Source organism: Streptomyces sp. SID486 (assembly GCF_009865385.1).
Taxonomy (GTDB): Bacteria; Actinomycetota; Actinomycetes; order Streptomycetales; family Streptomycetaceae; genus Streptomyces.
Genome location: NZ_WWJT01000748.1, coordinates 84,961 through 98,958, shown reverse-complemented (window position 1 = coordinate 98,958; position 13,998 = coordinate 84,961). Strand labels below are relative to the sequence as shown.

The 13,998-nt window shown below is 68.7% G+C and carries 3 protein-coding genes and 1 pseudogene; 1 reads left to right on the top strand and 3 read right to left on the bottom strand.

The window, feature by feature from the left end:
- Positions 1-74: 74 nt before the first annotated feature.
- The 3 genes and pseudogenes from GT045_RS34985 to GT045_RS34975 all read right to left on the bottom strand — a co-directional run bounded on the left by GT045_RS34985 (position 75) and on the right by GT045_RS34975 (position 5,836).
- Entirely contained in the window at positions 75-824 is a 750-nt protein-coding gene (locus tag GT045_RS34985) for a transposase family protein (RefSeq protein WP_161287331.1), read from the bottom strand.
- A 112-nt stretch (positions 825-936) separates the two neighbouring features.
- Positions 937-1,355 (bottom strand): annotated as a pseudogene (locus GT045_RS34980) (transposase); the annotation flags it as partial.
- A gap of 56 nt (positions 1,356-1,411) precedes the next feature.
- Complete coding sequence (locus tag GT045_RS34975) at positions 1,412-5,836, bottom strand: LamG domain-containing protein (RefSeq protein WP_161336676.1); 4,425 nt, start codon at positions 5,834-5,836, stop codon at positions 1,412-1,414.
- 302 nt (positions 5,837-6,138) lie between these two features.
- On the opposite strand from GT045_RS34975, the gene GT045_RS40820 reads away from it, so the two are divergent.
- Complete coding sequence (locus tag GT045_RS40820) at positions 6,139-13,977, top strand: ricin-type beta-trefoil lectin domain protein (protein WP_161336675.1); 7,839 nt, start codon at positions 6,139-6,141, stop codon at positions 13,975-13,977.
- Positions 13,978-13,998 lie beyond the last annotated feature (21 nt).

Genomic DNA, 13,998 nt, shown 5'->3' with positions numbered 1-13,998 from the left:
CTTCGAGGGGCGAGGCCAGGTGAGGTGGCGAGAACCGCTTGCTTGGACACCACAGAACCAATCAATGAGCTTCTTCAGCGTTGCCGCTCCAGGGTGAGAATGGCTTTGGCGATTGACGTCATGCGGTTGGGGCTGCAGCGGGACCTGCGGAAGATCCGCCAGGACTTCAGGCAGGCCACGCCGCGCTCAACCGGTGCCCGTGCCGCGGCCAGAGCCCGGTTGACGGTCTTCTCGGTAGGGGCGAGTTCCCGCAAGGGCCTGCGTTTGATGCCCGTGGTCAGCCAGGGGCCACCGCCCTGGTAGGCGAGATCGGCCAGGATGGGGACGCCCTGGCGCTCGCAGATGCGGATGATCCGGTGGGTGCGGGCGGCGGTCAGGTCGTGGGAGCGGCCCGGCAGCGCGGGCGAGAGCCACAGCAGCCGGCCGTCCGGATCGGTGATTACCTGCACGTTCACCCCGTGCCGGCGGTGCTTGTGGGAGTAGTCGGCCCGTCCGTCGCCGACCCGGTCGCACTCGGCGAGCGTGCCGTCCAGGAGGACGAAGTCCGGATCCTGCTCGCGTAGGACCTTCAGCAGGCCCGGTGCACGGTCGGCGAGGAGGTCGATGACCGCGCTGGTGTAGGCGTGGGCGGTGGACTCGCTGATCCCGAACCCGGCAGCGACCTTCGCCAGGGTGGTGTGCTCGCGCAGGTACACCAGTGCCACGATCGCGCGCTGGGACGGACGGAGCTTGCAGCGACGGTCACCCTCACGGGTGACGATGAGCATGGTGACCCACTCCACGAGCGCATGTGGCAGGTCGAGTGCGGCAGGATAGATGACCAACGAGGCCCCTGAGCAGCGTGGTTGAGACGTCAGACATCTCGATCAACTGCCCGGGGGCCTCGCTCGTTGCGCTTCACGGACCGTCACCCGATCGGTGGCCCGCTCGAAGAAGCTCAGTGATCTGGTGGATCTTCGAACCCAACTTGCCGCGGTCGGTCGGATTCGGTCCCGTCAGCGGCGCCCTTTTGCCGCCCGAACGCTGAACGAGTCGATCGCACACCGCGACCAGCCCAACTCGCCGCGGGTGCCGAGCTCGTCGAGGACGACGCGGTGGAGCCGGGCCCATACCCGGTCGAGGCTCCACTGGGCGAACCGCCGGTAGACCGTCTGCCAGCACGGCCCGAACACCAGTGGAAGCTGCCGCCAGGTGCAGTCCGACGTGAGCACGAAGATGATCGCCGCCAGCGTCTCACGGTCGCCTGCCCGCCGACGGCCGCCGCCTTGCGGGCGTGCGACCGCCACCGGTGGGACTACCCTCCGGAACAGTTCCCACAACTCGTCCGGCGCCAACCGCTCAACCAGATCCGCCATGGACCTTTCAACGACCCACGAACACCAAAGGAAACGGTCTCTACCTGGTAGTTCTCTCAGCCGAGCTGGGTGAGGGTGATGGTGCCGCCGGGCGCTGCCGCGTCTGCGGGGGGTAGGGGTGTGGCGTACAGGCGGACGTCGCTGAGGCGTCCGTTGGCGTATTCGCCGTACGTACCCTGAGAGAGGCGGCGGCCGAATTGCACGGGGCCGGACGCGTTCCAGGTCGTACCGGTGTAGGCCTTGGTGGCGGACAGGTGACCGTTCACGTAGAGGAGCAGTTGGTCGGCGTCGGCGTCGTAGACCCCGACGAGGTGGGTCCACTTGCCCGCCACGGCCTTGGCGCCGTAGGCAGCGGTGAAGGCGGTGCTGGTGGTGTCGTCGTTGTGGCGGCCGAAGGCCCAGACCTGGGCTTTGGAGGAGTAGTAGAGCTGGAGGCCGTTGGCCGTGCCGACGGACGGGGTGTCCGATTGGGACACGAAGGTTGAGTTGGCGCCCGACAGGGAGCTGAGCCACACCCAGGCCGAGACGGTGAAGCTACCGCTGGTATCGACGCCGGGGCCCGTCGTGGCAGCGTAGGCGCTGCTGCCGTTCAGGTTCAGGGCCGGGCCGCGGTCGGTGTCGGTGGTCCAGGAGGCTCCGCCGGCCAGGGTGGCAGGGGCGTTGCCGGTGGAGTCGGCCGCCGTGGCGCCGCTGGCGTCGTCCAGATTCCAGCGGTGTGCGGCGGTGTCGGCGACGGTGCCAAGGGACACGGGGGCGGCGAAGGTGGCGGTCGTACCGGTGGGAGCGGCGCCCGGATACTCCATCAGCTGGCCGGCGGTGTCAGTGGCGTACAGATCGGGTTTGCCGTCTGGGCCGCTTGTGGTGCTGTTGACATCGCCCGGCGAGGCGACCGTCGGGTAGTCGTGTTTGCGCAGCACCACGGACAGGGCAGTGGCGGGGTGCGCGCTCCAGTCCGCGGTGGCGCTGCTCGTCCACTTTTGGGCGGCTGAGTTGTTGCAGGTGTAGAGGCGGACCTGGGTGCCGTTCGTCGTGCTGGCGCCCGGGTCGTCGAGGCACTTCCCGGACTGTGGGTTGACCAGGCTGCCGGAGGTGCCTGTCGTCCACTTCTGGGAGCCGGTGCCATTGCACTTGTAGAGCTGGAGCAGGGTGCCGTTGTCCGTGTCGCCGTCGGTGGCATCGAGGCACTTGCCCAGCACGCGCAGGGAGCCGTCGTCGTGCAGGACCCACTGCTGGGCCGCGCTGCCGTTGCAGGTGTAGATCTGGATCTTGGTGTGGTCGGTGGTGTGGGCGTTCGCGTCGTCCAGGCAGATCGTGCCGCCGGAGGACGTCTTCACCGCGGAGATGAGCGCGGTGCGGACCGGAGCGTGCAGGAGCTTGGGCAGTTGGGTGCCGCTGTCGACGTCGATCGGGAAGGTGTAGACGGTGCCCGAGGAGTCGTCGCGGGCCCACAGCGTGGGTGTGCCGCCGGTTACCTTGCCGTTTCCGTCGTCGTCGACCGAGAAGGTGCCGCCGACTCGGCCGGGAGCGATCAGGGTCAGGCCTGACCAGTCGCCGTCGCCCAGCAGTAGCGGGTGGCCCAGGTGGTTGACGCTGTACGACTGGTACAGCCAGAGCTTGTTGTTCTCCACCGTGAGCACGGCGGGGTGGTCGGCGTTGCCGTACACGTCTCCGTCGGCGACCAGCTGGGAGATGCTCCAGGGCTTCGCAGGGTCGTAGCCGGCGTCGGCGCAGCGGGCGGCGGGGACGGTGTCGGTGGCCTCGCAGGTGTCCTTGGTGACGACGTCGTATCGGCGGCCGACGAAGCCGGGGAACGTTGAGTAGGGCGTGTGCGGGAAGGCGCCGTCGTCCTTCGGGTCGAGGTCGTTCTTCACCACGTACAGCTGCTGGGTCTTGGTGTTGTACGCGAACAGGTCGTCGTGGGTGTCGCCATGCAGGTTGCCGCGGTGGGCGATCAGGTAGTCCTTCCAGGTTCCAGTGGGCGCGCCCTTCGCGGTCGAGACGATGACGGGGCCGGTGATCGCGGGCGGGGTGCCGTCGACCGGGCCGTCCTGCGCCGGTAGGGGGGCCTGGGCGGGGTCGCGGTCGCCGGGGACGAGTTCCAGGTCGCCGGTGCTGGTGGTGGCGAGCAGGTCGGGGCTGCCGTCGCCGGTCACGTCACCGGGAGCAATCTTGGTTTTCGGGTTCCAGGGTGCGGTGAAGGTGTAGCTGTCCGGATTCTGCGAGAGGTTGCCGGCTCGGTCGACCGCGGCGACGTAGAGGGTGTGCACGCCCCAGTCGGTGACGGGGATCGTGACGGTGCCGGAGGCGGTGGCGCCGCTGGTGGACGTCACTTTGGTGGTGCGCCCCGTGGTGGCGGTGGGCTGGCTGTCGAGCTGCCAGAGGAAATGGTCGATACCGCTGGACTTGCAGCCCGCCGGGTCGCAGGTGTCGGCCGGGGTGTTGTCGGCAGCGGAGACAAGGAAGTTCGCGGTGACGCCGCTGCCGGCGTAGGTGTCACCAGTGCCGCTGCCGACCGGCGGGAAGTGCGGGTTGTCGGCGACCGTCGGGGTCTGTGGCGGGGTGAAGTCGGTGCCGAACCAGCAGTGGTTGGTGACCGCGGACTTCAGTTTGATGGAGGAGTTGTCCTGGGCGTAGACGTCCCAGACGTACTCGTGGCCGTCCTTGAGCGTGAAGCCGATCGGCGCGTCGGCGTCCTGACCGGAGGCCACCATGCCGCTGTCCGGGGTGCCCTTGTCCGCCGCGTTGCCGTCGGCATCAAGGTCGGTGCGGTCCCAGACGTGATAGTGCGCCTCGGCGTGCTCGCCGGAGATGTGGGTGGTGACGGTGGCGTGCAGTTGGATATTGCTGCCCGCGTTGCTGTAGGTCGTCGCTCCGATCCAGCCGATCGCCGTGCTGCCACTCACGCAGTCGCCGTCCGCGCCGAGCGGCTTGGGCGTGGTGTGCAGCTTGGTGGGGACGGCCGGCGGGATGTCGAAGTTCGTGGTCAGCGTGAGGACCTGCGACATACGCAGGTAGTCGAGGTTGGAGCTGGATTTCGACTCGTTGCCGAACAGGCCGATGGTCCAAGTGCCCTTGTTGCCGTCGGCGATCTTCTGGATCTGGTCGTCGACGCGGAAGGAGGCGGTGCTGTTGGAGCAGTTGCTGTTGCCGTTGGCCCCGCTCGGGACGGTGGTCTTCACCGCCGGGTAGCCGTTGTCATCGAGGGTATCGGGCTGGTGCTTCCAGTCCGTGTTCTCGTTGATGGTGCCGGTGGTGTGCAGGGTGATCGGCTGGTCGTGGGAGCAGTCGACGCTGGCAGCATAGGTGGTGCTGACCTTCACCTCGGCCTTGATGACGGTCATGGACGGGTCGAGCCCGGCCGTGTTGACCGCGTAGTACGACCTCTCCAGGCCGATCCCGCAGGCGCCGCCCCACTGCTGGTAGCCGACGCCCTCGCCGTTGGTCTGGGGCTTGTTGTACTGCGGTGCGTCGGAGCAGGCCGGGCTGGAGTACACCTCGTCGAAGGCGCCGGACTTGCTGGTCACTGGGTTTTCGAAGGGGTCGATGTAGACGGGGTAGTGCGTGTCCGGGCCGTCGAGCACGGAGGTGTCCGGGGCCAGGGTGAGGGCGTCGGGGGTGGTCGTCATCGGCACCTGGCCGACCTGGGCGCCGGGGCCGGGGCCGGCCGCGGAGGAGGATTCACTGGCGGGTGCCGGGTCGCTGTCGGCCCCTCGGGTGAAGGACGCCGGTTTGATGGCCGCCCCCCTGTCTGTGGTGCCCGTCGTACTGGAGTCCCACATCAACGGCGGCGGGCTTGTGTACGACACCGAGCCGTCGGGCGCGGTCGCCGTCATACCGCCGGCCGTAGTGGCCGCCAGGCCCAGCCCGTCGGTGTCGGTGGCCACCGCAAGCCTGCGGACTCGTGGATCGGCCGCGGCCTTCGCGTCATGGATGATCAGCACGTCGCTGAACCCGCCCTGGTCGGTCACCGTCACCGACAGGTCGACGCCGGGCAGCACGGACGCGTACAGCGCCGTGTCGCCGCTGACCTGCGGTGCGGGCAGCGCGAACGGCATGGTCAGGCTCATGCGGTGCCCGGCCGGGTCGGTGAGCGTGGCCAGCGGGCCACTGCCGCCGCCGGACAGGCGTACCCCGCTGGGCGTCGCCCTGGGGGAGTAGGCGCCGTCCGCGCCGACGACGAGCGTGGCGTCCACCGGCACCCAGTCGCCGCCTTGCCGCACCCGCACCGGCAGCACCGACGAGGTCGTTGTGAAGGAACCGTCCGCCTCGGCGGTCACGGTGTCGGTTCCGCTGGTCAGAGCGTCGACCGGTACGGAGATACCGTCGGCGACAGCCTTCGCCTGGGCGGCGAGCAACGGGTCTGCGACGTCGGCGGGTTCGTCGGCCGCGACCGCGCCGGCCGGCACGGTGAGTGCGGTCAGCAGCAGCGCGGCGAGCGCGGATAACAGCGCCGGTCTGCGGGTGATGGATGACGGCAGCACGGACAACTCCTTCGCGCAACGGACAGGGCAGACGCGAGATCTGCGACCATCCGCGCCCGTGAGCGCCTCACCGCACGACGGGTCAGGTCGTTGGCGACGGCATGTGGCGGTGATGTTCGCTCCCCCGAACACAAAACGTACACAGGAAATGCCAAAGGCGATCACAAGATTGTCATGGCCTTGGCAAAGAGTCTTGAAGTCCAGTCAATGCCGTTCTTAACCTCCCCTACTGGATCACGCCGACCACGTGACCTTTCAGTCAACGGGCCGTCAAGTCCGTGTCATACGGGGGTACTTCTCACGTGGCTGTGCGAAGAATGCTGACGCTCGTCTCCGCCCTGGTTGCGGCGATGACGCTGCTGGTGACCGGTGCCGTCGCGCAGACGGGTGTCGGGCCATACGTCTTCCACGGCGAGATCTGGAGGCCCAAGCCGCTGCCGGAGACCCCCGCAGTGGGCGATCACGACCTGAGCCGCCCGAAGACCCTGCGCCCCCACGGCTACCGACCGCTGCACCGCTACACGGCGGCGAAACCCGCCTGGCCACACGCCGGTGCCCATACGGTCTCCCTCAAGGGCAAACCGGCCAGGGCGGGCGCTCTGCCGGTGTGGGTGGCGTCGTCCGGCAGAGCAAAACCGCAGCAGATCCGAGTCCAACTCGCCACCCACACCAAGGCGTTACAGGCCGGAGCCGACACTGGCCTCCTGATCGGGCTGGGCGGTGCCAAGTCCCCAGCCGCCAAGGTCAGCGTGGTCATCGACTACTCCTCCGTCGCCAAGGCCTATGGCGGCGGCTACGGGTCCCGTCTCACCCTCACCCGCCTCCCCGCCTGCGCTCTGACGACGCCCGAGCGTGCCGACTGCCGTACGCGCACACCCTTGAAGACCGTCAACCGCGCCACTGCCAACCAGCTCACTGCCACGGCCACCGCGGACTCCGCGATCGCCGTCACTTCCGGGAGCCGGGGCTCGCAGGGCGACTACGCCGCCACCTCGCTGACCCCGGAGGGGACTTGGCAGGCCACAGGCACAGGCGCCTACACGTACTCGTACCCCATCCACATGCCGGCGGGCGTCGGGGACACCGGCCCCTCGGTGGCGCTGTCGTACGACTCCCAGTCCGTGGACGGCGAGACATCGGCCCGCAACTCGCAGGCCTCATGGATCGGTGACGGCTGGAGCTACCAGCCGGGCTTCGTGCAGCGGCAGTACCGCTCCTGCGGCTCGCTCCTCGACTCCGACGGCAAGAAGATCGTCAAGGGCTCGGGCGACCAGTGCTGGGGCGGCGCCAACGCGACCGTGTCCTTCGGCTCGCACTCCGGACTACTGGTCCCGACCGCGTCCTCCAAAGCGCCGGGCGAGATCCGGGAGTACCGGCTCCAGGGCGACGACGGCACCGTCGTACAGGAGCTGTCCGGAGCCGCCAACGGCCTGCACGACGGCACCTACTTCCGGGTGCTGACCACCGACGGCACCGCCGCCTACTTCGGCGCCGACCACTCACCAACCGGCCCCGGCACCAAGGGAGCGGCCTCGTCCGACTCCGGCGACGACTCCACGCACGCAGCCTGGGGCCTTCCGGTGCTGCACCCGCGCTCCTCCGACCCGTGCCACAGCGACGCCGACGGCAAGAAGTCCCGCTGTGACAAGCCCGAGGGCTGGCGCTGGAACCTGGACTTCGTCGTCTCACCGAGTGGCTTCGTACAGCGCTTCGACTACGCGAGCGAGACTGGCTACTACAACCTCGGCGGCGGTTCGGCGGCCGTGACCGACGACAAGGACGACACGGGCACCCTCACCTCGTACACCCGCGGCGGCACGCTCACCTCGATCTCGTACGGCTACACCCTCGACGACGAGCAGGCCGGACGTACCCCGTCCGCACAGGTGGCCTTCGCGTCCAAGCAGCGCTGCCAGACGACGTCCTCGTTCACCGACTGCTCGGCCGGGAACCTCGACGACAACACGGCACCGCACTGGCCGGACGTGCCCTGGGACCTGCACTGTGACTCGACCGACAAGACCAAGCTGCCGGACGACGCCACAAAGGTGCCCACGGACGTTTGCGTCACCTCGGCACCGACGTTCTGGTCCACCACCCGGCTGGACACCATCACGACCAAGGTGCATGTCAAGGACGGTGACACCGACAAGCTGGTCCCGGTCGACTCCTACGCCCTCGGGCAGGTGTACTCCGACGCGGGCGGAACGGTCGACCCGGTCACCGGCACCACCGTCGACCCCAAGGACGCCGGTTCGCTCCAGGCCGTGATGTGGCTCCAGTCCATCCGCCACACCGGCAAGGACACCTACGCGGGTGGCAGCGACGACATAGCCCTCAACCAGGTCTCCTTCACCGGCACCGAGATCGACAACCGGGTGGACGAGGACTCACCTTCCGCGCCGCCGCTGTACCGGCCGCGCATCTCCAACGTACAGACGGAGACCGGTGAGTCGATCACCGTCGAATACAACCAGGCTCCGTGCGCGGGCAAGTCGCTCAACATCAAGTCGGCCGACGCCAACACCAACTCCTGCTATCCCGTGTACTGGACGGTACCCGGCGCCACCAAGCCGATCGCCGACTGGTTCAACAAGACGACGGTTCACAGCGTCACCGTCGCCGACCTCACGGTCGCTGCGCAGTACAACCCCGACGCCTCCAAGATCCCGGCCGGCTCCGAAGCACATGTCTTCAGCTACGCCTACACGGGCGCGGCCTGGCATCGCGACGACTCCGACCTGACCGACGACCAGTACCGCACCTGGGACCAGTTCCGCGGTTTCCGCCACGTCACCGTGCGCACCGGCAAGGCGCCCGAGCCGGTCACCCAGCAGACGACCACCTACCTCCAGGGCATGGACGGCGACTACAAAGCCGACGGCAGCCGCCGCTCGGTCAGCCTGGACGCCACCGTCGGCGGCAAGACCGTCGAGACGGTCACCGACGCAGACCAGCTCGCGGGCACGGCACTACAGTCGGACACGTACACCGCCTCCGGTGGCACGGTGAACGCCTCCACGGTCAACGGCCCGTTCGACTTCACCACCACCACGCACACGGACCGCACCTCGTGGACGGCCTGGACCCAGGACGACCACCCCGGCGAGACGAAGCCGGACAAGGCAACCCTGCCCGACCTCACCGCCCGCCGGATCAAGTCGACCCAGACGCACGGCTACTCCCTGCTGACAGACGGCAGTTGGCGGCACACCCGCAACGACACCGCCTACGACGACCAGGGCCGCGTGCAGTCGGTGGACGCACACGGAGACGTTTCCGTGGCAGCGCAGGAGAAGTGCGCCACGACCGACTACGCCACCGCACCCTCCTCGGCCGGCAACACCATGCTGCTCGCCTACCCAGACCGCATCACCACGGTCTCCGGCCCCTGCGGCACCAAGCCCGGCACCGACACCCTGCTCTCCGACAAGAAGATCTACTACGACGGTGACGGCTCCGTCACCGACCTCGGCACATACGGCAGCGTCACCCGCCCGCGCATCACCGGCACCCAGATCGCCACCGGCTTCGCCGCCGACGGCACCGAGAACTGGCGCACCACCAGCGGTATTTCCTACGACACCGCAGGCCGCGTCACCGACGCCCTCGACGCCGCGGGCAACGCCACGCACACCGACTACACGCCCGCGTGGACCGGTTCGGGCAACAACACCAACCCCACGAAGATCACCTCCATCGAGCATCAGACGTGGAAGGTCACCTCCACCCTCGACCCGCTGCGCGGCCTGCCGCTGGAGAACGTCGACGTCAACGGCCGCGTCACTGACATCACCTACGACGCACTCGGCCGCCGCACCGCCGTCTGGCTGCCCGGCCGCGACAAGGGGACGCAGAGCGCAAACATGACGTTCGCGTACTCCGTGAATCCTGGTGCGGTCCCGGCCCCGGGCGGCACGATCACCCATCCCGGCAACCCGTCCTCCGTCACCACGCGCACGTTGCGCGAGGACGGCACATACTCGACGACGGTCAGCATCTACGACGGGATGCTCCAGCCCCGCCAGGCCCAGACCACCGCCGAGGGCGACTCCGACTCCGGCCGGCTCATCTCCGACACGTTCTACGACTCCCACGGCTGGCCGAGCGCCTCGTACGCCGCGTACTCGGAGCCGGACCACGCTCCATCGACCACCCTCTACGCCGCCAACGAGAACGAGATCCCCGCCGAGACAACGACCACGTACGACGGCCAGGGCCGCGCCACCACGAGCACCCTGTGGCACCAGGCCGTCAAGCAGTGGAGCACCAGCACCGCCTACCCGGGCGCCGACGAGACCGACACGACCCCGCCGGCCGGCGGCTCGTCCACCGCGAGCTTCACGAACGCCCTCGGCCAGACCGTGAAGTCGCTGGTGAAGAACACCGGCGCCACCATCACCCTCAAGAGCGGCAGCATCATCCCGTCCGGCACCTCGCTGACCTCAGCCAGCGTGCGCCTGACCATGCAGGCCGACGGAAACCTGGTGCTCACCGCGATCGCCAGCGGCAAGACCCTGTGGTCCAGCGGCACGAGCGGGAACACGGGCGCCTACGCCCAGTTCGGCACCGACGGCAACCTCACCGTGTACACCTCCACCGGCACGTCCAAGTGGAGCACCGGCCTGACGGCGACCACGGGCGCCACCCTGCAGATCCGCAACGACTCCACGCTCGCCGTCGTCGCGAGCGACGGCAGCACCACGCCCTGGAAGCAAGGCACGGCGGGCGCGGTCCCGGCCGCCGACGCCACCACCCGCTACACATACACACCCGCCGGACAGCTCGACTCGGTGAGCGACAGTGCCGGCAACTCCTGGTCGTACAAGTACGACCTGCTCGGCGAAAAGACCTCTCAGACCGATCCCAACACGGGCACCACCACCTTCGACAAGTACGACGTCCTCGGCAACCTCCTGCAGACCACCGACCCGCGCGGTCAGGCCCTGTCGTACACCTATGACTGGAACAACCGCATCACCGCGGAGTACGCGGCCCCCTGGTCCGCCACTCCCGACCCAGCCAAACAGCAGGTCTCGCGGGTGTACGACACCCTGGCCAAGGGCTACCCGACCTCCTCGACGCGCTATGTGGGCGGGGCCACCGGCAGCGCGTACACCGAGGCAGTCACCGGCTACAACACGGCGTACCAGCCGCTGGGCTCGACGCTGACGATCCCCGCCGCCGACGGTTTCCCAGGCACGGCAGGCAAGGACAGCGGCACCGTCACGTACACGCTGTCGTCGACCTACACGCCGAACACCGGCCTGCTGGCGACGACCCAATACCAGGCAGACGGCGGCCTTCCCTCGGAGCGCATCGGCTTCGGCTACACGCTGCAAGGTGCGCTGGACGGCTTCGGCGGCTACATCAACGCCGCCAACACACCCTCGTACCTCGACGGCACGGTCCACGACCCCTTCGGCCGGGTGCTGCAGGCCAACTACGGGCCCGTCGGCAAGGAGTTGGCGACCTTCGCGCAGTACGACGCGACGACCGGCCGCACCACGCAGACCAGCAGCATGGCGCAGACGTCGACCACGGCCATGGATGTCGCCAACTACCGCTACAACCCAGCGGGCGAGCTCACCGCGACCGACGACCTCCAGAACAACACCACCCACGACACCCAGTGCTTCGCCTACGACTCCTTCCAGCGGCTGACCGCCGCCTGGACGGACACCGCCGGCATCACCGACACCGGCACCGCGCCGGTGGGCGCGGTCGGTGGCTGCACCACGGCGTCCGTGCAGACCAGCGCGGCACCTGTGAAGACGAAGACGGTCGGCGGCCCGGCGCCGTACTGGCAGACGTACACCTACGACCTGCTCGGCGACCGCACGGGCATGGTCGACCACGACCCGACCGGCAACGCGGCAGCCGACACGACCCAGGCAACCTCGTACCCGGGTGCGGACGCGACCACTGCTGTCGCTCACCCCGATCAGGCCGGTGCGACTACGACCAGCAACCCCGGCACAGGTACGGCGACGCAGACCCCGTCCTACACGGACACCGCTGGCAAGAACGCGGGCAACACGGTCAGCCGCGCCACGAAGACGACGGGGCCTTTGGCCACCGGCTTCACCCTCTCCGGCGGCGGCAAACTGTGTGTCGAGGAGACGGGCTCCGGCGCCAAGGTCGAGGTCAACGCATGCAGTTCGTCCGCCACGGCCCAGAAATGGGCGATCGGTACCGACGGCACGGTGAAGGCGGGCGGCTTCTGCCTGGACACCGCGGGCAACGCGACCGCGTCCGGCACGGGTCTGGTGGCCGACACCTGCTCCTCCGACGCCACCCAGAAGTGGCGCGTCACGTCGACCGGAACGCTGGTCAACGCGGACAAGAGCACCCTGTGCCTCACCGACCCTAGCGCCAGCGTCACCAAGGGCACCCAACTGACACTGGCCACCTGCGGCGCCAAGGGCCAGACGTGGTCGACGATCACGGCGGGCGCGCTGCCGGCCGGCCAGACGCAGACATTCACGTACGACGCGGAAGGCCGGACGGCGACGGTTTCGACGCCGTCCGGCACGACGAGTCGTACGAGCAAGTACCTGTACGACGCGGACGGCAACCTGCTCGAGCAGACGGCAGCGGTCGGCGGCACGGATAAGACGCGGATCCTGTATCTCTTCGGCGGGGCCGAGCAGGTGACGCTGGATGTCGCGGCGAAGACGTGCACGGCGCTGCGGTACTACTCGGGCCCGGACGGGACGCGAGTGACGCGGTCGAGCTCAGGGGAGGTGACGTACCAGGTCTCCACCTCTCAGGGAACGGCGACGACTTCGGTCGCCGCGGACGATCTCGCCGTCACGCGCCGGTACTACGACCCGTACGGGAACCCGCGGGGTGCGAAGCCGTCGACCTGGGTGTCGGCGGACGAGAACCATGGATTCCTGGGTAAGCCGACGGACTCGGTGACCGGCCTCGACCTGCTGGGGGCGCGGAACTACGACCCGGTGCTGGGGAGGTTCCTGACAGCGGACCCGCTGTTCGAGGCGGGCGACCCGAACCAGATGGGCGGGTATACATACGCCGGGGACAATCCGGCGACGGGCAGCGACCCGACGGGCACCATCAGGGTCAACCCTGACGGCACACAGTGCAGTGGTGGCTGGTCCAAGTGCGGTCCTGGGGACGTGAGCTCCGGAGACTCTGGAGGCTCCGGCAACACCAGCACCAACACGTCCAGCGGCAATACCGGAGGTTCACCCACTCCTTCCCCCTCGCCGGGAGCGCCCCCGACTCCCGGGCCTTACCCGCCCGGGCCACACAATCTCGTCAACGACATCGCCTTCAGCATCGTCCGGACGGTCTTCGACCTGGCCAACTGCGAGTTCTGGCTCAGCGGAAGCGGCCCGGAACATGACGCATCCTGCGAGAGCGCCGGCGCAGTCGTTTCGGGTGGCGGCCTCGAAGGCGGAGCCGCCGGGGTGGCGGAACGCGGTGCGGTGAGGGACGTCGCGGGCGCGGCCGAGGGCATGGCCGAAGGCGATGCGGCCGCGGTAGCAGGCGCGGGCGCCAAGGCTGTCGACGAGGCGGCCTCGGACGCCGCGGATCTGACCGCACTGAAGCGGGCAAACGCACAGGCGCGAGCGGAAGAGGCGGAGGCCGGGGCGGCCAAGCCGAGTGCTCCGCAGACGGGGGCCTCGGGGACGAAGCTGACGGCACGGGACTCTCGCGCGCCCGTCCGCAAGGGCGAACCCGGGTCGAAGGCCTCGTCCGCGGCGGTCGTCCACAAGAGCCGCCTACCGCGTGGAACACACATCGAGCACGGACTCGCAGGAGCCCGGAACATGCGCGACCGGGTTGCACAACGCACACTCTTCCCGGACGGAGACGGCGTAGTGGCCAGCGCCGCACTCGCCAAAAAGACCTGGACCGCGGGCTACAACGCCGAAACCGGCGAGATAGCCGTCGCTTCGTCCGGCTGCGGATACTGCGCAGAGGGTAACGTCATCAACGCCCTTGGCGGTGATGCGAATCCCGTGATGCTCACGCGGGCCCTCTTCTGGGACCGAGGAGAGGAGATCTGGGATGAGATGCCTATCTGCCGGATCTGTCAGACCTACCTGACTCCAGAGGACGTCGAGCCGGGCGCTTGGTACATGCACCCTGGTGAGTGGGACAACAGATGACGCGTCTGTACGGTGTTCCTG